The organism is Alteromonas mediterranea DE (genome assembly GCF_000020585.3).
Classification (GTDB): Bacteria; Pseudomonadota; Gammaproteobacteria; order Enterobacterales; family Alteromonadaceae; genus Alteromonas; species Alteromonas mediterranea.
Genome location: NC_011138.3, coordinates 312790 through 334939 on the forward strand (window position 1 = coordinate 312790; position 22150 = coordinate 334939).

A 22150-nucleotide genomic window follows, 5' to 3' on the forward strand; every position below is an offset into this window, starting at 1 on the left:
TAAGCTATCTTTGCAAACGAGCCAATGCCATATCGCTTTGGCTCTAAAGCAGAACTTGAAAATTACTTGAAAGCTCATCCTACGAAGAAACAAACTCAAAAAGCCTTAATTGCTAACTCACCTGCACCTGCTGCTTTATCCATTCCGGATGATGCTTGTCACTATGATGATCACGAGCTTCGAGTACTGACAGTTAGAGAAATGGCTCGAATTCAGTCTTTTCCCGACCAATTTGTATTTCGTTTAAAAGTTACTACTGGTGGGAACATGAGAAAATTTGAGGTTCCTCAATATACTCAGGTAGGTAATGCAGTTCCACCAATACTAGGGGCTGCACTAGGTAGCTGCTTATCTCGGCTTTTATAAAAAATTATTGGAGTTTTATGGGGGAACGAGCGCAAATCTAAATTTCATGTAGTTCCCTGTCAGCTGAATTTTCCCCTATCTTTTAGTTTTGACTCTTTGAACTGTTTATAAACCTCCGCTTAAACTCCTTTTTTCTTGCCTCAGGCTCGACCGCTTTAAGTCCAGTGCACTTGTGAGTAGCATGCGCGTCCCATCCAAACGGCCATCGTTTAAATTCATGCTGATGACAGGCAGGACAAGAACGCTTATTTTCTGCATTGGAGACAACCTGTTTTGTCTTGGTTATGGGAATGGGCTTTGTCGGTGGCTTTGCAGATATACCGTTTATAGGCTTAACTTTTGGTATCCAGATAGCATCGCCTTTCTCTGGGTCACCAAAACAGGTACGCTCCATTTCGGGTAAGCTGGCTACCCATGCGGCACTATAGGCGTCCACTCTATCGTGCATCGGACCAAGACACATGTTGGCTGCTTGTTCCCAGTCTTCGTTAGTTATCGGCCAACCCGTATATTGCGACATGGCAGATAATTGTAACTCGGCCTGATTCCCTTTGCTTTTATGGATATCAGCAACGCCTAATTGTTTCACTGTCGCGTGTGGATAGACTTCTATGCACTCAGCTACTTTGCTTAGCCGCTCGTTCAGTGCAAAACCTAATAGCATAAATATTTGATGAGCATGTGGCAGGTTTTGTATTGGCTTATCTGCTTGCAGATGATCAATACCCTTTGCCTTAATGGCTTCGAAATCGTCTCTCGATGGCGTTGTGTAACAACTGATGCCTGCCTTATCGAGTGCCTGTTCCGCGAGCCTGCGTTTAAGCCGGTTATCTCTTGGTCTAAGTGGTGAGTCAATGCCAATACGAACAGGATTCAACTGATAGGTGACGCATACCGTTTCAATGTAGCGCGCGACATCGCTTGCAAATGCTTGATTTACTTTTTCGTGCAGTGTTAGAGCGTTTCCCAACCCTCTAGGTGATTTTATTTGGTAATTAGCTAATGGAAACGGCAATAATTGTCCATTTTGTCTGGTGCAAATCACCAGCGGTAAATACTTATCTTTCGCACAAGCGACATCAATGCCGATAAACACGTCCATGTTTACCTCTCCTATTTCTCAAAAACCTACCGTCTATTGTTAGACGATACTACACGATTGAAATTAATACCCAATCAAGATATTGCCTGAGTTAATATATTTTTGATATTTAACAAGGATGTTTGATTATGCCTAGAAAAAACACATCTTTTGCTGACCTTCTTTTCCAAGCGCCATGGTGGGTTTCAGTTACAACATCGGCAATTACCTATTTATTGATGGGCCATTTGCTGCCTTCTATCGAGACGAATAATCAGCTAATCAATATGGTATTTAAGGCGCTCGCAGTTCCTGCGCCTTACTTTGCAATTTTCATATTACTCATTGCTCCATTTTCATTTTTTAATGCTCGACGCAAGGCCAAGCAATTAGATGCTCAAAAGAGTATTGAAACTATACGTCAGCTGCACTGGCGCAACTTCGAAGAACTAGTGGCAGAAGCCTATCGTAGACAAGGGTATCGAGTAACCGAAGGTGGGTTTGGTGCTGACGGTGGAATTGACCTAGAGCTTAGGAAAGGCGATGAACGAGTCATCGTTCAGTGCAAACAATGGAAGGCACAAAAAGTTGGTGTCAGCGTGGTACGTGAGATGTTTGGCGTGCTCACCGCTAGCAATGCAAACAAGGTTATTATTATTTGTTCGGGTAAATTCACCCAGCAAGCTATAGATTTCGCCTCTGATAAGCCCGTTGTACTCATTGACGGAGACGAGCTGCTTTCACTTATCCATGATGTGCAAACGGAGCCAAAGGTAGAGGAGATAAAAAAGACCACTTGCCCTAGGTGCGGAAGTGATCTTGTTGAACGGCAAGCAAAGCGTGGAGCCCATGCAGGCAATACCTTTCTAGGTTGTTCTGCCTTTCCTAAATGTCGTTACACAGAATAAGTATTTTTAAGGATAAAATTGATGAAAGACTTGGATGTTCATAAAAAAGTAGCGGTACTAATTGATGCTGATAACGCTCAGCTGTCGAAACTTTCTGCCATTTTGGATGAGATATCAGCACACGGCCATGTTCTCATCAAGCGTGCCTACGGGGACTGGTCTATTGATGCGTTGAAGAACTGGAAGACGCCTCTTAATGAATTAGCCATACAGCCGATTCAGCAATTTGCTTATACAACGGGTAAAAACGCAACAGATGCGTCGATGATTATTGATGCGATGGATTTACTCTATTCTGAAAAAATAGACGCATTTGCTTTAGTATCCAGTGATAGCGACTTTACTAAGCTAGCGTCACGTTTGAGAGAATCAGAGAAGTTTGTGTTTGGCGTAGGTGAGAAAAAAACGCCAGTGTCATTTCGCAACGCCTGTGATGACTTTATATTCACCGAAAACCTAGAGGCTGGTCAGGTTTCTAAATCAGGTAAACCTAAACAGGAGCAAAGTAGCGCTGGTAATGGTGCAGAAGAGCTAATACCAGCAATGCTTAAAGCTTGGGAGTTATATCAGAATGATGATGGTTGGGTGAATGTTAGTCCAGTTGGTAATTTTCTAAAACGTGCAAAACCTGATTTTGACCCAAGAACTTATGGTGCAGCAAAAGTGACCGATATTGTTTCCAGTCTGCCTACCGTCTTTGAAATGACGAGACAGAAAGGAAAAGGGACGACACAAATTATCTTGTACCGTCCTATCTTCGCGACCACTTAGCCTAATCTAATTCCCAAGGAGGAAGATCAACGTTTTCCATATTCGACTTTAAAGGTTTCTTTTGCTTGGTTTTGCGTTTTGTCTTGAGCACTATTTTGCCCTCGTCCAAAAAGCGTCTGTAGGCGCGTTTTGCTTCTTCGATAGACGCGAAACCTTGGTAACGGCTTCCTGAATAGCCATTCACTAGGGCTTCAGCTTCTTTCCACGATTTGTAAACTCCCGGCGTTCGACCTTTAAAGACTACGTAAGCGGCATACCTGTTGGTGAAGTTGTAATTGGAAAAGCGTCTCGACATGATTACCTCCTTTGGATTGTCAGCTTTCCCAACGTGTTTACACTTTTATGTTTTGTAGCTACTCGGATACCGATATCGAGAAGACATCTAATTCCAGCCAGTAATGTAAGAAGTTACCTTCCCATATTTGGTACATATCGGTTGCCTGCTCAATAGGAAATACACCAAACAAGTTTTGAAAAACACCTGCATCGAAATCAAAGTCGAGGTCTTTTGCTAGCTCTGCATAGGGGCCGCTTCCTAGATAGGCGAAGTCGGTGACGTAGCAAAAGTGCAATGCGTTATTGCGTTTCTCCAAACGAATCTCTACAGGATGAAAACCACCATTTTCAGCTGAGTAATTAAGGTCTCTGAAGTTAATTGTCACGCTTGTTTGTGACACGCTATGCTGCACAAGTAAATCGACGAGTGCTTGTGCAAATCGCTTTGAGACAGGCAAAGCGAGTCCCTCATAATGAATATGCATAATAAAAACTCTTCTAATTGAAATCTATGAATGTGAGTGCTGCCTAGCGCGTCTGTACGACGCTTTCAAGCAACTAAGTAAAGAGCAGCTGACTAGCAATTTGCAATGTCTTCTACGTCGCTTTCAGTAGCGTTATTCGTTATGCTTCTGAAACGCTAGTGCGACTTACTTTTATAAAATAGACAGCACTCGATTCTTGGTTCGCTATCGTTGTTCGCGCAATCAAGCGCTAAGGACGATAACTGATGAGTAGAGCAGGGGGCTAACTACGATTTTGCTAACTTTGCGTTGGTCGGAGTCTTCCCCTTTGCGACAGTCTTTGGCGGCGATATTAAGAACTCATCAAGCTCTCCTTTTTCTACCGCGCTTATCAAGAGGTCGATGACCTCGGGAAGCTTTTCTTTAGCGCCAACATCTATGGCTGGTTTCCCCTTTTGTAACTCGATTGCTCTTATGCCCACTTTTACTTCCAGGAAATAGTGGTTATCTGTGTCGTAGTACCAAGGACGAACAGTAGCCTGCCAACGTTTTTTAATCCGCTCTCCTGTTTCTGGATCTTTGACTGTTTTTTCTTTGTATGCCACGAATGGTGTGCCTTCAAGCATACAAGTGGCGAGCTTTTTTTGCTGTTCAAGTCGGTTGATTAGCTTCATACGCTTGTTCAATACCGGTGGCTTTTGCTTGATTTCAGGACGAGCGATAACCTTGAGCGAACTCAATACAGATGTAGTCATAATGTTTACCTTTAAATGTTAAGGGCGAATAAAGCCCATTGGTGTGTGTTTCTGCTTACGCAGGTTTTCGTCTGCCAACAGGGTGATGGCAAAGTCACGAATTTGAATTTTGGGTTGAAACTTCTTTCGACGAGCCAATAGAGCGAAATCACCGGGTGTAAGGTTGCGCAGTGAAGATAGCTTTTGTGTCTCAGCTTCCTTGAGCGTTCTAACTTTAGTGAGTTTTTTGTACAACTCTACTACTTGAGTAGACGTAAGGTATTGGCAGTCTAGTTTGAAATCGAACCGACGTAACACGGCTTTATCAAGCTTGTCGGAAAAGTTAGTAGCAGCGAATAAGGGCTGTGTGAAACACTCTATTTGCGTTAAGAACTCATTAACCAGCTGATGTTCGTGATGAGCAGTGAGCGCTTCACGTGAGCTTAGTAAGCTATCCACTTCATCAAGCAATATGACTTGCTCCTCATCATGAGCGCGCTGAAATAGCTCAGCCACCTTTTGCTCACTTTCACCCACCCATTTACTTAAAATATCAGAGCATTTAACACGCAGCAGTTTCCTACCATGTAGCTCTGTCAAATAGTGCGCGAAAGCAGTTTTGCCTGTTCCTGGAGGACCTGAGATTAATGTCCTCGCTGGTTGGTTTTGCTTAAGTGCAAACGCTATCTCGTTGAGATACTCCTTTGACTGCTTAATATTTAAGTAGCTCGTATCGAAAGGTAGCTCACTTTTGTACTCAAGTTTATTTTGCCATTGCTCCGTTGCTCTTAGTGACGCTTCGACAACTTGACCGATTACAGCTTCTGCGCGAGCACGTTTAGCGTTTACAGCGTGAGCGACATGTGTTGCGTTAGCAACAATTGCTGGCGTAATGTTCTCTGTTTGACTAATCATTTTTCGTGCTGACGGAGAAACACTCAAGCCGTGATAGTAAGGCCGCGTTATCTGTTCGATTTCTTCTGGTCTTAACGTAGGAACGTCTAATACGAGCTTGAATCGCCTTATAAAGCTTGGCTCAAGATATTGGATATGGTTTGTAATCCAAATGCAGGGAATTTCGTTTTGCTCAATGAATCGCTGTAGATGTTCTTTACTGTATTGGCTGTCAGCACAATCGAATAAACTCTCGCATTCATCTACCAGCAACATAGCGTCCGCCTTACGCGTCAGCAATGATTGAAGTAACGCTAAATAACGTAGCCTTTCTTTGTTTGGAAAGCGGCTATTGAACTCATCTTCAGAGAAATTGCTAGCAAGTGCAGTAGAGCGAATTTCGTAAAGTGTTCTATCGCAGTATTTGGCAAGTGTCCTCGATAACTCTGTTTTACCTGTTCCTGAAGCTCCATAGAGCAAAATACTTGCTCCAGACTGTCTAGACTTACTAGCAGCAGTGAGATATTGCGACAAAAGCGCAGTATTCACGTGAGGAAAGTCATCCAATGTGAAGTTTGCATCGGGCGAAGGATGCAGCAACGGTGCTATAAGTGTTTCCCTTGAGGTGATTGTTTCACTTAACAACGTTCGAACAAGTGCTTTTGGCATTGCACCATACTCGAAGGACAAAAAGTCTGTATCAGGCAGAAAACCATAATGATTGAGCTGTGCAGTTGCGTGAGAAAATAGTTCGTCACTGATGCCTGAAATGTCTTTGAGGATTTCGTTTAACGAAAGGTGACTCGTTTGCATGTGCACCTCAGAAGAAAGCGCTCTAATCCACTTGTTAACCTGCGAGAGCAAGGCGAACTGAATCAGTAACTCGGTTTGCTTAGGCAAGTCCATCACGGTTCTGATATAGCGACAATTTGCTAAAAAGGTTTTCGTTACCTGAGGCTGAGTATCAGTAATAGTGAGGCAAGCTTTGTAATTGACGTTTTTGCTTCTACCTATGAAAAACGATTGGGTAGATACCTTGCTACCACGTAAGTTACTGGCAAGACTTTTACCGAGTATATCGGTATCGACTAAAGGCAGATAGTTGAGCAATCGCTTGCCCCATTCACATGCAAGGTAATTAAGCTCACTCGACTTATTGAGTACTTTATAAGACATGCTAGCGCCCCATTATTGATAGGAAAGTAGAGATGCAGCTTCTTTCATCACTTTTTCATCTCGCTTGTCGTACATGATGGTTGTACTGATATCCTCATGCCCTGCCATTTGGCGCACAGTGTTTATATCTACATTTTGTTCAAGTAATCGTGTGATAAACGTTCGTCGAAGGTCATGCGGCGAGACTCCTTCTATGCCAATTGATGCTAGCGACTTTTTAGTGAGTGAATAGATAGAGCACGATGACAACGCGGTGTTGTGTTTAATATTTCCACCTTTTGCAACACGAACAAACAAGTGGCCGTTGCTTTTACTTCGAAGTGTTAGCCATTGATTCAGCGCAAGTTGCGTCCATGCTGGCAGATGAACAGTTCGGCTCTTGTTACCTTTTCCTTTTCTGACGATCAGAGCAGTACCTTCGATAAAGTCTTCTACCAAGAGTGCTACTAGTTCACTTCGTCGTAACCCTGTGCCTAAAAGTGTTGAGATTAACGCGTAGTTTCGAATGCCAAGAACAGATTTATCGCGTTGTAACTTTATCAGCAGCTTATTGACCTGCTCAGTTGAGAGAGGCTTTCCATCATGTTTGCCATGATTCACTTTGCTGATAGCCCGAAGTTGAATTGACTGCATTTCTGGTACGAGCCCAGACAGTACAGCTATTTTTACGATACTTCTGATTGCTATCATTGCTCTGTTGATAGATCTAGCTGACCAACCCTGAGTGATAAGTTTCGTTTTGATATAGGTAGCTTGTTGAAAGTCGATATGATGATATTTATCTTCTCGCTCTTCATCAGTCCAACCCATCATGTCTGCGATGCTATTTAGTTGTGAAGCAATAGAGCGCTGACTATTAGGCGCAAGTCGACCTAAATACAGCGCATAGGGGCAAGCTGCATTCATAAAATGCTCCGAAGTTGTAGTTAAAAGTATTGAATTTGAATGGAAGTGCTTAGAAAGCGAAAAAGATAATATCAGGCGATATTAGTGATTTATATGGCTGTTTTGTCCCAGTAAAAAATAGTTATTTTGTTGATTTCCCCCAGCGCTTAGTGAGATCTATTTTGTTGAACCGCTCATTGAGACGGATGTGAACAATTTTGGCATCTTTAGATAACAAAACTTCTTCCTTCGTGTACTTGAAGCCTATCCTATTTACAGCGAGGTTTTCTTCACATAACTCTGTACAAGTTATGTAAAAGAAACTGTGTAGTCTATTGAGCAAACTAATAAGATGTGATGTATCCAAGTCCAGCCGACATTTATTAGCAATGTCTAACAGACTTTGCTTTTCCAAAAAGTCATATCCAAACTCACAGTTGCGAGTGCCGTGAAAGTAGAGCACCCCATTTTCTCCAATTTGTGACATATGGAAGTCAGACATTGGTATGAGAAGAAAGCTTTGGCTTCCTAAGTTGTGCTCAAGTAAATCAAACAGTAAAAAGCCGAGCCGAATATCGTCAGCATCAAGTCTCGGATTTCTGACTAAATTTTTTAAGTAAAGGTCGAAAGCTTTCTGCGGGGATTTCATTCTACTTAATTCAATATTTACATCGCCACTACGACCTAGCCCTGTCGCTTGTTCTAACGCCTCACGTTTAGTGTTGTCTGGCACCAGTCTGATTCGGTTTTCTTCCGTACCTAATTTCATAATCATTTAACTCCGAACTATTGGAAAGTTTTTTATTTTAGCTTTTTCAGCCTATCAGTTTTTTTTGTCAATAAGAACAATAGCTTAAATAGATAAATTTTCCCTAGCATAAAAATTGACTGGCACACTTTTAAACGTGTCAGAAGAAAATAGAAAAAAAGCACGACCTATTGTTTTTAAGTTGTTGATATTGAGTGATTTTTTTCTTTTTTTTGTGGGCTGTTTAATATGCTTTTTTCACTGAGGACAACACTGCTACACATCCGGAAAATAGGTTTTGATTTAACACATCGAATGGTCATCAAAGTAATTTTTTGGAGTATAGCCAATGAAAATAAAAACATGTATTTCTACATTAAGAAAACTACAGTTCAATCGTATTAAGGATGTTGACGAGCTGATTGAAATAACTGGAATGGTGTATGAAGACTTAATATATGGTGTATTTAATGGGGAAAATTCATCAAGAAAAACATTCAAGAGCGTAGCTGAAGGAAAAAACTGGCTAAGAGTTAAAAATAACGAACGCAAAAATGTCCTTATCAGAAATGACGTGTGGCCCAAAAATAGGGAATTAAAGGGCATTCAAGGTATGTTTGAGATTGTTAATGTGGAAGAAGAAAAATTTCTTAAAAGTGTCTCTCATGCCTCAGTCATTACAAAAATAGGAGAAAAAAAGTACAGTGTAACATGGTTCGTCTGTCTAGAAGACGAAGAACAGCATGTGAAGTTAGCTGATGCCATAAAAGCAGAAAAAGAAGGTTGCATTAGCGCAAAAGTCATATCCTATTTTCCCATTCGACTTCCAGGCTCAAAGAACTGGAAGCAAAACGCTTTTGCGCAAATGCTTTGGTTTAAATATCAGCCGCTTACGCCAGTAGAGTTCGTTCTTAAGAATGAGCTAAAAGTATGGGTGTCACCATCTAAATTAAACGCGGATGAGGGGACCAGAGAATCTTTACCAATTGATTCTCTCCCTGCATTAATGCAAGAAACTGTAAGAAGCTTTAGCAAAGCCTATTGTTGCCCTCCTGAATTTGCTTTTGCTCCGCTTTTGACAATGATTGGTTCTGTCATAGGTCATAAAATTCACGTAAAACCTGAGAAAAATAGTGATTTAGTTATAGCGCCAAATTTTTGGGCTATATCAATAGGAGACTCGGGAGCAGGAAAGTCACCTGTGCATTTGCGAATGAGGGAGTTTTTTTGCCCACTGAATGATAAGGCCCTGTCAGACTACGAAGATGCTATAGAACGGTATGAAGCGCTGAAAAAAATAAGAAAAGAACGTGAGAAGACTGTTTCAAAGCATATCAGACAGCGCATTACCGCTATCGATAAAACCTTAGACCCTATAGAAAAAAGAAAGATGGAGGAATTACTAGCATCTGAAGTAAGCGAAAACTCAAGACAGCCTCAAAAGCCGACGTTAGTACGTTATACAACCAACAAGGCAACGTATGCCGCCCTGCAACACATGCTAGGCGAAAATCATAATGGCATTTTGATGGACCTTGAGGAGCTAAAACTATTTATTTATCAGCTTCGAGGCTCTAAAGGGTTTGAATATCGTTCATTCCTACTGGAGTGTAATTCGGGGTTTGGTCAGCATGATATCGATAGGCTAAACACGGGCACTACGTATGCCAGTAACATGCTCTTGTCGATTTTTGCAACCACCCAACCATCTGTTATTTATCCGCATATTCGAAATACCTTAAAGGGAAGTGAGGAAAATGATGGACTGTGGCAGCGCTTTAACATTCTTCTTCATCCGAAAACTACTGACAACGTTTCATCTGCTTCCGGAGAAGTGGAAGTATCATTAATTTCGAAAGTACAGAGTCTCTTTAGTTCAATTAATCGATGTGATTTCGGTTTCCAGCCAAATCTTGGCTTGAAAGAACGCAGCGTTTGCTTGTCAGAGCGAGCATTGGGTGTTTATAAACAGTGGTACCGCGAGATTACTTCCTTCAAGAGTAACAAAGACGTACATAATGTGTATCAAAACTACCTATTAAAATATAGAACGCTAGTGCCTAAACTTGCACTGCTTTTTGAAGTGGTTGAAAGTTTTGACGATGCGAAACAAGTTGTCGGCCCTATAAAAAGCGTTTCCGAAACCTCAGCTAAAAAAGCCGTCAGAATTGCAAAATTCTTGGAATCTCATGCTCGCCACGTTTTTGATGTTAGAACAAATGTTGATACTGCTAATGCGATACTGATTTTAAAACGAATAGATCGACTCCCGTCCAAGTTCTCGGCTCGTGACATAGCGCAAAAGAATTGGAGCGGGCTAAACACAAACACCGATGAAGTGAACCGAGCCATTATGGTTTTAGAGTCTGCATTAGTGGTTAGAAAGGCTACAAGTTGCAGACAGAAACCTTTGTGGGAAGTGAATCCTTATATCACTGAAGCTGGTGCCCAATGATATAAGCCTTAGTAGTTGTTTGAGGTGCATTTTTAGTTCAACAAAATGCACACTCAACACCTTCATTTTTAGTTGTTAATGTCTGTAATACCACTGTAACTATCTAATAATACACACTACTAATATACGGTATAGGCAGACACTTCTACGTATTAAAAGAGTGTTTTTATGGCAGATCGCAAAAATACACAGTCATGGATTCGTAGCACTTTTGCTAAGTCTCGCTATGAACTTATTAACGACAAATACAATTCGCAGTTGTTGGCATTGCTTGATTTGGAAAATTCTGTTCCTAGTTTTATGGGAATTGATTGCGCTACAGCATTGTTGCAAGACATGGCTTTATGCCAGTACCAAGCAAAGTTACTGCGAAAATATAGTAGTGAACCACAACGATATCTGACTCTCGATTGTGATGGGATTACTCTCACGGTTAGGTGTTCAAAGGTTGATGTTGATAACGTACTAAAACCTATTGGTAAAGATGGTAAACCACGTATTTACAAAGCAGGAACAGCTGCAAAGCCAGCTGCCTTTAAAGTTCTTACCGTTTCAACATATGAGTTAAACAAAGGCCCTACCTTAGGTAACGGCAAGCCGCGTTACTCACACGGATTCGAGCTTCGCTTTTACGGTGATAATTATAAGTCCTTGTTCTTATATTTAGAAAGCAGCGAAAATAAGTCCGGTAAGCATTCTCTACGATTATCGTTTAATCCAAATAAGCTAACACGGGATGAAATAAAGCAGGCGCTAATTCATGTTCAAAAACGGATTGGTGGTGAATACCGGTATATGCAATTGTTCAGCAAGGCCAAAGTGACAAGAATCGACTTCGGCATTTTATTACCTGGTGTTTCATCAGCGTTTGTACAAGCGTTCAGAAATAACGCGAAACGTATCGTATCTGAGTGTATACCGTTTGATGGTCAACGAGTTGTAGAAACCACTTATCTTGGCAAAAGGCAGAAATCCAGCCATTGCATCGTATACGAAAAACTGCTGAAAGAAAGTAAGGATTATTCAGAAGTCAAAACAGCAATCGATTGTTTGGCTGTCACTACGCGTATTGAGTGGCGACACTTACCTAACCGTGAAGGTCATAGTTCCGAATTAAAGGGTTTGACTGCATTTCCATCACGACTTAAGCAAATGAGGCTAATATCTCCTAATTACTTTTACCTACAAAGTAATGACATTTTGCAAACGATGCTTACAGACAAGCGACAGGAAAGTGTAAAACTAAGGAGAAGTCATATACGACGCGTATTAAAAAGCAAAGGTAAGAGAATGTCAGTATATAAGATTGAACCGACGTGGTTAGAGCAACAGCAACAGTTGCTAACCGGGAAACTGGTCGAGTTAATATTGTATCCAGAATTTGAATGCTAAGCCTATAAAACAGAATTTAGTATTCGAAGTAAAATACTAATTTATCAGAAACGAAAAAGACAAAGCACAACTTCAAGGTACGCGAAATAATAAAGATAACTTGTGATTACTTTCAGTTTACTTAATACATAGTGTGGGTTAGATGAAAATCAAAAAAAAATGTCAAATGATAATGCGTATTCTTGACTTACTGCATTCTGACTTGTAGTGCAGCACGCGTTATGACATTCATCTATTCACCGTTTCGGCAATTTAAATTCGATGATAGACTGGTTAAAAATACAGTTTGTGAGAAATAAATTAAATGCAGCTTAACCTTTCAAACCAAAGTGAATTTGAACCTATAAGTCCAGCGACTGAAATGGGTGCCTATGAAGCTTTATGGGCAGAACAAGGTGCGACATTCAAACGTATTGCAGAAAAATTTAAGAGTTCACCTAGCTCTCTACCATCTGACTTTGTTGAACCCGATGAAATTGAGAGCTACAAAAAGGAAGCTTTAGGTCTTATTCACAAGGCTGGGGTTGAGGATTTCGGTATTCGTATTCATGGTACCGCTGAATATATGCCGAAATTAAGAGATGCCAGATATCCTATTGAATTGATGTACTATCAAGGATTTTGGGATCTTGCGAGTTCTCCATCAATAGCAATTGTTGGCACACGTGAGCCATCGGATGATGGAATCAAGCGTACTCGAAAGCTAGTCAAGTTACTCGTTAAAGATGGATACACGATTACTTCAGGGCTAGCCAAAGGAATCGATACTGCCGCGCACAAAACTGCGCTACAAGCTGGCGGGAGAACAATGGCAGTGATTGGCACACCGTTATCTGAAAACTACCCAAAAGAAAATAAGAAGCTTCAGGAGTTTTTGAGCAAAAACTTTCTTGTGATCAGCCAGGTACCTTTTGTTCGTTACTCAAAGCAGACACCGATGTATAACAAGCTTTTCTTTCCTGAAAGGAATAAGTTGATGTCGGCAATTACTGAAGCGACTGTCATAATTGAAGCAAGTGAAACTTCTGGTACTTTAGTTCAAGCAAGAGCAGCCTTGGAGCAAGGACGAAAGCTATTTATCTTAGAAAGTTGTTTTCAAAACCCTAACATTACTTGGCCAAGCACATTCGAAAAGAAAGGTGCTATCAGAGTGAGAGAGTATGATGACATCAAGGAGCATTTACAGCCTTGACTTTCCGACTTCAAAAAGTAGATGAATTGAGTCTTCGGGATCACTATCATCTAACCGATAATGATGAGTGTTGGTACTTTGGCGAATATACCGCCTATAAAGATTGGTCTTTTAGTGAGACCAATCAGCTTATTAAAAACTTGAAAAAGAAAATGTCCGTACAAGGCACTAATCAGTGGCCTTATAAGTTACGGGCAATTGAGCATGTAGGTGACTTGTTGGCAGTGTAATCGATACTTCCAGGCTTCAAAGGTCTTTATTTGTCCCTATTCCACCCTCAAAGATCGTTGGTGATCCTGATTATGATCCGAGGATGAGACAGACATTAGATAATGCTGCTGCAAAATTGAATTGTCGCCTGCCAATCGCAGAATGTATCACGCAAGTCTCAAATACTGAACCTGATCATGAGTCTGTTGATAGTCGACTTTATCCTGAAGATAGGGCTGATACCTATCAAGTCCATCAGGAAACAATACCTTCAGGTACAGAGGCTATCCTTCTTATAGATGACGTGCTAACGACAGGCAGTCATTACAAAGGTGCTGAAATCGCGATAAAAAGACTATATCCGCAAATGCGGGTTCAGGGTTTGTTTGTTGCTCGCCGAGTTCATGAAAACCCTTTTGAAGAAATTGATTTGTCTGACTTTTTTTGAACGCGAATTCAACTTCAAGGTGCACTACTCGTTAACTAAAGTAGACCTACGAAAGTCATTAAGTGCATTGGCACGTTACCTGAAACCAATACGCTTTCTCGATCTGACATTTAATGTCTGTGCAATCTAGCTAATACAACAAACTTGTTGCTCCATGCTAGCAGAAGAATAAAGCAGATAAACGTTTTATTCAGGAAAACTGTTGGAACGTAGTTCTTCAGAAAAAGACCGTTTTGTTATTCCCTTTGACTACGTAAAAGTGGCGATAAATCAATCTGCTTCACTGCAATAGCGTCTCGAATAGTTGTTAACTAGCAAGTAGCTCCTGTAGCTTTCGATAATCGCTACTAAAGGATAGATCACGTTAATGTAGATTAACGTTACTATTATCTAATAATAGATTTTTCAATATCTTTTATTTGAAGGCGTGTACGTATTTCCATTAGCGTATAAGAAGCAAAAAGTTCAAACGAAAATTTGTCTAATATAATCTAGTCGATTGATATCAAGCGTTACGTTACTCTAACAGCTTGCGTATCAGTCTGATTTAACTTTTTAAAGTAATGCTTACCAACTATTCAAATAGTTTAATTTTACTCGTAAATCTACACCTTCTTTAATACCTATCCTTAGATACAAAAAAAGCGAACAAGAGATTGCTTTTTACTTCTTTGTCCAAGAAGATTGAGGGTATGGCTAAGCAAGCGTTTCAGAACCAAAAGCACGGTTGGGGCTGACTTTATGATTCTGAAAATCTCTTGTTCGAAACTTAAATTCTCATTAATCGAAGTTAATGAGAATGGCCATGACCTTTGTCAAATGAGGTTGCCTTTTCAACATTGAGGACTTTCCCTTTTTTGCTAATGCTAAAGAAAAGAGTTTCACCGTTCTCAGAGTTTATCGCTTTAACTATATATTCTCTCTCTGTCGCTTCAACTAATTCGAAATCTCCCTGTGCGACCTTATTCCATGAAGTGTCCAGCTTCCCTACAGACATTCCATTGTTTTTAAAAGTAAGTGTTTTAGCCGTTGTCTGGGCAGCTTGGATGACCTCCATAACACTTACCTCGCCATGCGCTCCTCCATGTGCGAAAGCATTAGAAGAAGCTAAAAGCGCAGATGCAATTGTTAATACTTTTATGTGTTTCATTCTGTGATTCCTCATTTTTACTTTAAACCTTCAACGATGTATTCACCGCTGAAAATTAGTTGAACATCAATATCTTTGTCTGTGTTGTTTTTCCAATACCAGCCATGTGACCCGTTAAAAGGAACAACAAAACTCCCTTTCATACTTTCAACAGTAGCGACAGTGTATGACTTAAAATAGCCAGTATTATCACCATCTGGTTCACCATGAAGATCGACATATAGCTCGCCATTACTTGTTTGCCATTCATAAGTGACCTGCTGGCTCTCCATCATGCTGAGCTTATACTCGATACCTTTACCTGCTGGAACAGTAACGACCACTGTATCTTGGTCACCGTCTGTACTTGTCTTAGCAGATGGAGATTCTCCGTCCTGATTAAATACTGTTAGACCGAGCTTCTTTCCGACACCAGTAGGGTCAATGTCATACTCAGCAGGTAAAATAAATAACACTAGAGTCACTACTGCTACTGACAATGCAATTACAGTCGCTTTTATCAGTGCTCGATTTGTTTGATTAGATTCCATAAATATATTTCTCATAAGATTTAGCTAACAAAATACCCTGTTAGTTGCATGCCAACTAACATAAAACCACCACTCATCAAGGCTGTGTTCGTTGCCGCAGAAAAACGGTCGAAACTCTCGAATTGACGCCAAAAATTAATTAACAGAAGAATAAAAATAAGAGCCATAAACTGACCAATTTCTACTCCAATATTAAAGGAGAGCAGATTTAGCGCTAGCCCATCTTCAGGTAAGTGAAACTCTTGGATCTTTGTTGCTAATCCGAAGCCATGAAACAAGCCAAAAATAAGTACAGCTTTCTTAGGGTCGGGTTGTTTACCAAAGAAGTGGGTGAATCCTCCGAGGTTATCAAACCCTTTATAAACCACTGATAAACCGATAATTGCATCAATCAGGTATGCATTAACCTGGATATTAGCTAGGACTCCAGTCATTAGAGTTAAACTGTGACCTATCGTGAACATACTTACGTAGAGCAAGACGTCTTTACTATTTCTCAGAAAAAACAGCACTCCCACTAGAAACAGCAAATGGTCATAACCCGTAACCATATGTTTAGCTCCGATATACAGAAAAGGAATTATCTGGATACCAGTGTTGTTTTCTAAGAAGTTACGTGTACTGTCGTCTACACCGTGTGCAAAGGCTTCAAACGAAGCCATTGCACACAGAGATAGAAGAAGGTACACCAAATGCGTTAGCTTTAATTTACCTAACATTTATTTACCCTTCGCTTTTCATTAATGAATTCCCAGAAATGTGCTCTTCAGACTTGTCGTTCGAATGTAAAATTCGAAATAGTGCGGGTAAGACGAAAAGCGTTAAGATTGTTGAAGAAATTACACCTCCTATTACAACGGTTGCCAATGGTCTTTGAACTTCAGAGCCGATTCCTGTGTTTAATGCCATTGGAATAAAACCTAGCGAAGCTACGAGAGCTGTAGTGATAACAGGTCTTAATCTCGTTACTGCTCCTTCGATAATTGCACTTTCGAGCAATTGGTTCCTCGAAATTAAATCTCGAATAAACGAAACAAGCACTAATCCGTTCAGAATTGCTATACCAGATAACGCTATAAAGCCGACTGCCGCAGATATTGAAAAAGGGATGCCTCGAAGGTACAGAGCAAAGATCCCCCCTGTAAGTGCTAATGGAACCCCTGAAAAAATAATGAGCGAGTCTTTTATCGAACCTAGTGCTAAGAATAAAAGTAAAACAATAAGAACAAGTGTGACTGGCACCACAATGCTTAAACGCTCAGACGCAGACTGTAGCTTTTGATAAGTACCACCATATTCAATCCAGTAACTGGCAGGTAATTTAACTTTAGATTTAATCGCTGCCTGTATATCTTGAACAAAGCTACCTAAATCTCGACCACGCACGTTGGCAGTAACAACGACTCTGCGCTTTCCGTTTTCGCGGTTGACTTGATTAGCTCCTAAAATAACTTCCATATCAGCAAGCTCTTTTAGAGGTATATGCTCACCATTTGGTAAGGAGATAGGCAAATTAGACAGCGAATTTACATCTTGGCGCTTTTCCTCAGGAAGACGCGCTACAATATCGAAACGTTTATCGCCTTCGTAAAATTTTCCTGCGACTTGCCCCCCCATAGACACAGCTACTTGTGTTTGAAAGTCTTCAAGGCTAAGTCCGTATAATGCGAGCTTTTCTCTGTGCGGTAGAAAAGTGAGTACTGGAAGACCTTTAGTTTGCTCTACCTGCACATCACGTATACCTTCAACATCCTGAATTGCCGTTTCGATTTCTTTCCCGAGTTCAGCCAAAGTATCAAAATCATCACCAAATACTTTTATTGCAAGCTCTGCTCTAACTCCAGCAAGCAACTCATTAAATCGCATCTGTATTGGTTGGAGAAATTCATACCTATTGCCTGGCACAGGTGTAACTAGTTCTTCTAATTCAGCAACTAGCTGTTCTTTAGTCTTATTAGGGTTAGGCCATTCGCTTCTAGGCTTAATAATTATAAAATTATCAGCAACGCTAGGAGGAACTGCATCTGTAGCTACATTCGCGGTACCTATTTTTGCAAATACGCGCTCTACTTCGGGTAACGCTTTTATTCTCTCTTCAAGTACTTTCTGCATCGCAATAGATTGCGATAGTGAAGTACCAGGAATTCTCAGCGCATGCATCGCGATGTCGCCCTCATCAAGGTTTGGCACAAACTCACTGCCGAGCCGCATCCCCATAAATGAAGCCAGCACAACTAATGAAAATGCAACTATAATGACCAGCCATCTCGCCTTTAAAATAACCTTCAGAGCAGGCCTATAAAGTGATACTGAGGTATTGATAATGATGTTTTCTTTCTCAGTTACCTTGCCTTTGAAAGTTAGCGCAATAGCAGCAGGGATAAATGTAATTGAAAGTACCATCGCGCTAACAAGAGCTATTACTACCGTTATTGCCATTGGGTGAAACATCTTTCCCTCAACACCTGATAGCGCAAATATAGGTAAGTAGACTGCGGTTATTATGAAAACCCCGAATAAAGCAGGTCGAATGACCTCTCGTGTCGCATCGTAAACTAAGGATAAACGTTGTTTGGCGTTAAGCTCGCCTTTTTGAGTGGCATGAGAAAGTCTCCTCAAACAATTCTCAACGATAATGATAGCCCCGTCGACTAACAATCCAAAATCGAGTGCACCTAAGCTCATCAGATTCGCTGTTGTTCGTGTTTGAATCATTCCCGTTACAGTCATAAGCATGGCGAAAGGAATAACTAAAGCTGTCAAAAATGCGGCTCTTATGTTGCCTAATAGTAAGAACAGAACAACAATGACCAAAATAGCCCCTTCAGTAAGGTTCATTTCGACCGTATCTAATGTTGTATTGACTAGTTTTGTTCGATCGTAGACAGCGTTTACGACTATTCCTTCGGGAAGTGACGCGCTAATTTCTTTTATTCGTTCACCAACACCTCTCGCGACCTTTTGGCTGTTCTCGCCTATCAACATAAAGACTGTACTCAGCACGACCTCTCGACCATTCTGTGTTGCAGCCCCAGATCTTAGCTCCTTACCTTCTTTTACTTCCGCGACGTCTTTTACTCGAACAATCTTGCCAAGGTCTGTAGGCAAAGGAATCTCAGAAATTTGTTTAAGCGTTTCCACTTGTCCAGGCAGTCGAATTAACCATTGAGCACCATTTTTCTCAATAAAACCTGCACCTTTATTTGAATTATGCTTTCCTACTGCATTTATGACATCTTGCTGAGTCAAACCGAATAACAATAATTTATCGGGGTTCAGTGCAATAAGGATCTCGCGCTCAAATCCTCCAATTGGGTTGACTTCAACAACGCCTTCTACTTGCATCAATTGTGGGCGAATTACCCAATCATGAACTGTTCTTAAGTCTGTCGGGGAAATTGGACGACCATCTTCATTGGTTGCCCCTTCCTTAGCGTCAACCGTGAACATGAATATTTCACCAAGTCCCGTAGAAATTGGCCCCAACTCAGGCTCCAGTCCTGAGGGAAGTTCAGATTTTGCAGCGTTAATCCGTTCATTGACTAATTGCCTAGCAAAATAGATATCAGTGTCATCATTAAAGATCGCAACTACTTGTGATAATCCATAGCGAGATACAGAACGCGTATAAGACAGGTTTGGAACTCCTGACAATGCGGTTTCAAGAGGAAACGTGATACGTTGCTCTACCTCCAGTGGGGTATACCCAAGTGCCTCTGTATTTATTACAACCTGCACATTGGTAATGTCTGGTACAGCATCAATTGGCAGCTTTTGGAAGTTCCAAAGGCCAAGCATCGCTACCGCGAAAACAAAAACGAGAATTAGCTTACTTCTCTCGATTGAAAATTTTAAAATAGCATCTAACATTCAAGGAGTTCCTTAGTGGTCGTGAGACGCGCCCGACTTCTCAATATCAGCCTTTATTATGTAGCTGTTGAGAGTGACATATTCTGTTCCAGAGGGAATGCCGTTTAGTACTTCAACCCATCCCTCTGCTTTTCGGCCGAGCTCAAGCATCCGAACTTCGTATTGATCACCAAACTTTCCATAGACCACCGTGAAATCTCTAAAAGCCTGAAGGGATTCCTCTTTCACAGCTCTTTCAACGGTGAATGAGTCAAAGAGAATTTGGGCAGTTATAAACTGTCCTGGTGAGTAAAAGCCGTCATTATTATTGACAATGGCGCGATAGACTTTTGCTTGCGAGCCGTTAACGGCATAAAGGCTGTCAAAAATTTTAGTGCTTATCGTCTTATCGTGACCCGGAACTTGTATATCGACGGGAGCATCTAACAATTTCTTGTTTTGGTCTTCTGGATATACGTTCAGCTCTGCTATTAATTGCGAGGTATCAGTAATAGCGACTAGTTTCTTGTCTCCCGATTGTTCGCCTACCCCAATATCCTGAAATGTAATTAGGCCATCAATCGGCGATTTAACTTGATAACTTTGCAAGCTTTCGCTTGATTGGATAGTGAAAAGAGTCTGCCCTTTCTTTACTGCTTGACCTAAAATGACATCAACAGAAGTTATTTCGCCTGGATAACGCGCAGATATATTCCTCACTGCATTGGGGGGTAAAACTAACTGGCCATATACTTTCAACCGCGCGTTAAGTTTTTTACTCGATACGAAATCGGTTTTAATGTCCATAGCCTTTGCTAGTGAATCATCTATTTTTGTCCTTCCTTCATAGTTATCGTAAGACCATTCGTATGTTTTGCCTTGGTAATTGGCAGTAAGTGAAACTAAAAAAGAGTGAGGTTCATAGATAACCATGTCACCGCGCAGATAATTGCCCTCAACATAAAAATCTATGTCATCGATGCCATCTCCCAAACGCGTGAGTTTTACGTTCACTTCAATGTCTTCAGCTGATATTCGCTGTCCTGCATAACTAGCGTATACACGAAATTCGGGAGGGGTGTCGGTTTCATAAATCGCCAGCTCGATAGCAAGGTCACCCTGTCTCAATACTCGACCATTATTAGGGCCTTTCTCTACTTCTTCTTGAGTAATTTCTTTAGCTGACTCAGCAACAGCTAGGTTACTGATTGCGGATAAGCTAATGCCAATATGGGCAAATGCTATTAAGGTAAATAATTTGCGAAGTTTCATAGTGCTCTCTCATTCTTGGATACCGAAGTACCCGTTAATCTCTCTAATTCAATGTTAAATAGTTGAATGTTGGTATAGGCATCGATTAGGCTCTTCTGCGCATTTAACAGTTCTTTCTGGACCGCAAAGAGGTCCGTATATGAGTAACTTCCGATGTTGTATGCTCGACTAGCTTGCTCATTTGCTTGCTCTAACATCGGAATGGAACTGTTTGATAATTTTTGGATTACATGGAGGCTGTGCTTTAATTTGTGAGTCAACAACAGAGCATCAGTGGAAATACTTTGAAGTAAGGCATCAGATTCAGCAGCACTTTGGCTCTGCTTTGCACGCAAAGACGTGATTAATCCTTTATTACGACCTTCGCCTCCAATAGGTATTGATATCCCAGCTACAAATGCAAAGTCGTCAATTACTTCGTTTCGTCTAATGCCTGTCGACACTTCCCAAGCGGGTGACTCCTCTACTACTGCCAAATCAATTTCAGATTCAATTTCTTGTTGCTGTAGTATGTAGCGTTGGATTTTCGGGTTTTCCTTCAATCTTTTCAAAACTTCATCTAACTCAGAAATTGAAGGAATATTTGTAAGCGTTCCAGTTACTGAAAAGTTTGTAGTGCCCTTCCACTGCGCCGCTAATGCAGATTTTGTTGCTGCAATCTCATGAACAAGATCTTCTACTTCTAGCTCGTACAAAGATAGCGAAGCGCGAGCGCGGAGTTCATCGATAGCGTTAGCTTTTGCTGCTTTTACACGACCTTCTACATTGTCCAAGAGATCTTTCGCTTGGTCTTCTGCAATCTTCGCCAACTTTAAGTTCTCTTTTTGAGCCAATAAGGTTATATACAATCGTGCTGTATTTGCTGCGATATCAACGGCTTTAACCTCTTGATCAATTGTAGTTGCGTCAGCTTTCGATGAAGCTAGATTGACCCTAGACTCGATAATGTCATTTTCAAGTAACCATGAAATGCTCAATGTTGCTTGCAATCCAGATACCCCTGAGTTGTTACCAGAGCCCAAGAAATCCTCGAGTTGCGCATTAACTACTTTAGGCGTGCCAACCTCAGCTTGAGTAATAAGAGCTTTTGCAGCCTCTGATTTATGTGTGAATACATGTAATTCAGGATGTTGTTGCAGGGTTAGACTAATTGCATCATTCAATGTGAGTATTTCTTGTGCATTAACACCAACAGACATCCCACTGATGGACATGCTTATAAGCATACCACTCACAAAATACCGATTGATGATCGGTTTTTTGCTTAATTTTTTTCCAAAAAACATAAATAAAATCCTTATGAAAGCTTTTTAAAAGCCTTCGACTAAGTTTGAAAATAAAAACCGTTC

General features: G+C 40.9%; 21 protein-coding genes. 8 read left to right on the top strand and 13 right to left on the bottom strand.

The window, feature by feature from the left end:
- Nucleotides 1-24 precede the first annotated feature (24 nt).
- Complete coding sequence (locus MADE_RS01385; RefSeq protein WP_012516804.1) at nucleotides 25-366, top strand: DNA cytosine methyltransferase; 342 nt, start codon at nucleotides 25-27, stop codon at nucleotides 364-366.
- Nucleotides 367-448: 82 nt separating this feature from the next.
- Here MADE_RS01385 and MADE_RS01390 read toward each other — a convergent pair whose 3' ends face one another.
- A complete protein-coding gene (locus MADE_RS01390; RefSeq protein WP_012516805.1) occupies nucleotides 449-1468 on the bottom strand; it encodes a DUF429 domain-containing protein in 1020 nt (339 codons plus the stop codon).
- Between the two features lie 128 nt (nucleotides 1469-1596).
- Between MADE_RS01390 and MADE_RS01395 the strand changes: the two genes are divergently transcribed.
- Nucleotides 1597-2355 (top strand): DUF2034 domain-containing protein, encoded by a 759-nt coding sequence (locus MADE_RS01395; RefSeq protein ID WP_012516806.1) that lies wholly within the window; start codon nucleotides 1597-1599, stop codon nucleotides 2353-2355.
- A 21-nt stretch (nucleotides 2356-2376) separates the two neighbouring features.
- Entirely contained in the window at nucleotides 2377-3126 is a 750-nt protein-coding gene (locus tag MADE_RS01400; protein WP_012516807.1) for an NYN domain-containing protein, read from the top strand.
- A 1-nt stretch (nucleotide 3127) separates the two neighbouring features.
- Here the strand turns inward: MADE_RS01400 and MADE_RS01405 are convergent, their stop codons facing one another.
- From MADE_RS01405 to MADE_RS01430, 6 genes are all read right to left on the bottom strand, one after another.
- On the bottom strand, nucleotides 3128-3421 hold the full coding sequence (locus MADE_RS01405) for an RNase H1/viroplasmin domain-containing protein (RefSeq protein WP_012516808.1): 294 nt from the start codon (nucleotides 3419-3421) through the stop codon (nucleotides 3128-3130).
- A 58-nt stretch (nucleotides 3422-3479) separates the two neighbouring features.
- Entirely contained in the window at nucleotides 3480-3887 is a 408-nt protein-coding gene (locus MADE_RS01410) for a DUF2787 family protein (RefSeq protein ID WP_012516809.1), read from the bottom strand.
- Between the two features lie 266 nt (nucleotides 3888-4153).
- Nucleotides 4154-4621 (bottom strand): hypothetical protein, encoded by a 468-nt coding sequence (locus MADE_RS01415; protein WP_012516810.1) that lies wholly within the window; start codon nucleotides 4619-4621, stop codon nucleotides 4154-4156.
- Nucleotides 4622-4639: 18 nt separating this feature from the next.
- A complete protein-coding gene (locus MADE_RS01420) occupies nucleotides 4640-6670 on the bottom strand; it encodes an AAA family ATPase (protein ID WP_012516811.1) in 2031 nt (676 codons plus the stop codon).
- A 12-nt stretch (nucleotides 6671-6682) separates the two neighbouring features.
- Nucleotides 6683-7576 carry a tyrosine-type recombinase/integrase gene (locus tag MADE_RS01425; protein WP_012516812.1) on the bottom strand — a complete coding sequence of 298 codons (894 nt, stop codon included), beginning with the start codon at nucleotides 7574-7576 and terminating at the stop codon, nucleotides 6683-6685.
- Nucleotides 7577-7697: 121 nt separating this feature from the next.
- Nucleotides 7698-8324 carry a hypothetical protein gene (locus tag MADE_RS01430; protein ID WP_148291018.1) on the bottom strand — a complete coding sequence of 209 codons (627 nt, stop codon included), beginning with the start codon at nucleotides 8322-8324 and terminating at the stop codon, nucleotides 7698-7700.
- 328 nt (nucleotides 8325-8652) lie between these two features.
- On the opposite strand from MADE_RS01430, the gene MADE_RS01435 reads away from it, so the two are divergent.
- The 5 genes from MADE_RS01435 to MADE_RS01455 all read left to right on the top strand — a co-directional run bounded on the left by MADE_RS01435 (nucleotide 8653) and on the right by MADE_RS01455 (nucleotide 14000).
- Nucleotides 8653-10758 (top strand): DUF3987 domain-containing protein, encoded by a 2106-nt coding sequence (locus MADE_RS01435; RefSeq protein ID WP_012516814.1) that lies wholly within the window; start codon nucleotides 8653-8655, stop codon nucleotides 10756-10758.
- Between the two features lie 168 nt (nucleotides 10759-10926).
- The gene (locus MADE_RS01440; protein ID WP_012516815.1) at nucleotides 10927-12150 is read left to right on the top strand and encodes a hypothetical protein; all 1224 of its coding nucleotides are present in this window, start codon (nucleotides 10927-10929) and stop codon (nucleotides 12148-12150) included.
- A gap of 304 nt (nucleotides 12151-12454) precedes the next feature.
- On the top strand, nucleotides 12455-13342 hold the full coding sequence (locus MADE_RS01445; RefSeq protein ID WP_012516816.1) for a DNA-processing protein DprA: 888 nt from the start codon (nucleotides 12455-12457) through the stop codon (nucleotides 13340-13342).
- The gene (locus tag MADE_RS01450; RefSeq protein ID WP_023559480.1) at nucleotides 13339-13572 is read left to right on the top strand and encodes a hypothetical protein; all 234 of its coding nucleotides are present in this window, start codon (nucleotides 13339-13341) and stop codon (nucleotides 13570-13572) included. The genes MADE_RS01445 and MADE_RS01450 overlap by 4 nt, the downstream gene beginning before the upstream one ends.
- An 83-nt stretch (nucleotides 13573-13655) precedes the next feature.
- Nucleotides 13656-14000, top strand: a complete 345-nt coding sequence (locus MADE_RS01455; RefSeq protein WP_012516817.1) for a hypothetical protein — start codon at nucleotides 13656-13658, stop codon at nucleotides 13998-14000.
- 790 nt (nucleotides 14001-14790) lie between these two features.
- Here MADE_RS01455 and MADE_RS01460 read toward each other — a convergent pair.
- The 6 genes from MADE_RS01460 to MADE_RS01485 are packed head-to-tail and all read right to left on the bottom strand — an operon-like array spanning nucleotide 14791 to nucleotide 22087.
- A complete protein-coding gene (locus MADE_RS01460; protein WP_012516818.1) occupies nucleotides 14791-15150 on the bottom strand; it encodes a DUF6488 family protein in 360 nt (119 codons plus the stop codon).
- Between the two features lie 17 nt (nucleotides 15151-15167).
- Nucleotides 15168-15680 carry a hypothetical protein gene (locus tag MADE_RS01465; RefSeq protein WP_012516819.1) on the bottom strand — a complete coding sequence of 171 codons (513 nt, stop codon included), beginning with the start codon at nucleotides 15678-15680 and terminating at the stop codon, nucleotides 15168-15170.
- A 20-nt stretch (nucleotides 15681-15700) separates the two neighbouring features.
- Nucleotides 15701-16399: a HupE/UreJ family protein gene (locus MADE_RS01470; protein WP_012516820.1), complete on the bottom strand. Its 699-nt coding sequence runs from the start codon at nucleotides 16397-16399 to the stop codon at nucleotides 15701-15703.
- A gap of 4 nt (nucleotides 16400-16403) precedes the next feature.
- A complete protein-coding gene (locus MADE_RS01475) occupies nucleotides 16404-19550 on the bottom strand; it encodes an efflux RND transporter permease subunit (protein WP_012516821.1) in 3147 nt (1048 codons plus the stop codon).
- Nucleotides 19551-19562: 12 nt separating this feature from the next.
- Complete coding sequence (locus MADE_RS01480; protein ID WP_012516822.1) at nucleotides 19563-20801, bottom strand: efflux RND transporter periplasmic adaptor subunit; 1239 nt, start codon at nucleotides 20799-20801, stop codon at nucleotides 19563-19565.
- A complete protein-coding gene (locus tag MADE_RS01485; RefSeq protein WP_012516823.1) occupies nucleotides 20798-22087 on the bottom strand; it encodes a TolC family protein in 1290 nt (429 codons plus the stop codon). The genes MADE_RS01480 and MADE_RS01485 overlap by 4 nt, the downstream gene beginning before the upstream one ends.
- Between the last annotated feature and the right edge of the window lie 63 nt (nucleotides 22088-22150).

Coding starts and splice junctions, on each gene's coding strand:
- MADE_RS01385 (WP_012516804.1), top strand. CDS start 25: ATGCCATATCGCTTTGGCTCTAAAGCAGAACTTGAAAATTACTTGAAA.
- MADE_RS01390 (WP_012516805.1), bottom strand. CDS start 1,468: ATGGACGTGTTTATCGGCATTGATGTCGCTTGTGCGAAAGATAAGTAT.
- MADE_RS01395 (WP_012516806.1), top strand. CDS start 1,597: ATGCCTAGAAAAAACACATCTTTTGCTGACCTTCTTTTCCAAGCGCCA.
- MADE_RS01400 (WP_012516807.1), top strand. CDS start 2,377: ATGAAAGACTTGGATGTTCATAAAAAAGTAGCGGTACTAATTGATGCT.
- MADE_RS01405 (WP_012516808.1), bottom strand. CDS start 3,421: ATGTCGAGACGCTTTTCCAATTACAACTTCACCAACAGGTATGCCGCT.
- MADE_RS01410 (WP_012516809.1), bottom strand. CDS start 3,887: ATGCATATTCATTATGAGGGACTCGCTTTGCCTGTCTCAAAGCGATTT.
- MADE_RS01415 (WP_012516810.1), bottom strand. CDS start 4,621: ATGACTACATCTGTATTGAGTTCGCTCAAGGTTATCGCTCGTCCTGAA.
- MADE_RS01420 (WP_012516811.1), bottom strand. CDS start 6,670: ATGTCTTATAAAGTACTCAATAAGTCGAGTGAGCTTAATTACCTTGCA.
- MADE_RS01425 (WP_012516812.1), bottom strand. CDS start 7,576: ATGAATGCAGCTTGCCCCTATGCGCTGTATTTAGGTCGACTTGCGCCT.
- MADE_RS01430 (WP_148291018.1), bottom strand. CDS start 8,324: ATGAAATTAGGTACGGAAGAAAACCGAATCAGACTGGTGCCAGACAAC.
- MADE_RS01435 (WP_012516814.1), top strand. CDS start 8,653: ATGAAAATAAAAACATGTATTTCTACATTAAGAAAACTACAGTTCAAT.
- MADE_RS01440 (WP_012516815.1), top strand. CDS start 10,927: ATGGCAGATCGCAAAAATACACAGTCATGGATTCGTAGCACTTTTGCT.
- MADE_RS01445 (WP_012516816.1), top strand. CDS start 12,455: ATGCAGCTTAACCTTTCAAACCAAAGTGAATTTGAACCTATAAGTCCA.
- MADE_RS01455 (WP_012516817.1), top strand. CDS start 13,656: ATGAGACAGACATTAGATAATGCTGCTGCAAAATTGAATTGTCGCCTG.
- MADE_RS01460 (WP_012516818.1), bottom strand. CDS start 15,150: ATGAAACACATAAAAGTATTAACAATTGCATCTGCGCTTTTAGCTTCT.
- MADE_RS01465 (WP_012516819.1), bottom strand. CDS start 15,680: ATGGAATCTAATCAAACAAATCGAGCACTGATAAAAGCGACTGTAATT.
- MADE_RS01470 (WP_012516820.1), bottom strand. CDS start 16,399: ATGTTAGGTAAATTAAAGCTAACGCATTTGGTGTACCTTCTTCTATCT.
- MADE_RS01475 (WP_012516821.1), bottom strand. CDS start 19,550: ATGTTAGATGCTATTTTAAAATTTTCAATCGAGAGAAGTAAGCTAATT.
- MADE_RS01480 (WP_012516822.1), bottom strand. CDS start 20,801: ATGAAACTTCGCAAATTATTTACCTTAATAGCATTTGCCCATATTGGC.
- MADE_RS01485 (WP_012516823.1), bottom strand. CDS start 22,087: ATGTTTTTTGGAAAAAAATTAAGCAAAAAACCGATCATCAATCGGTAT.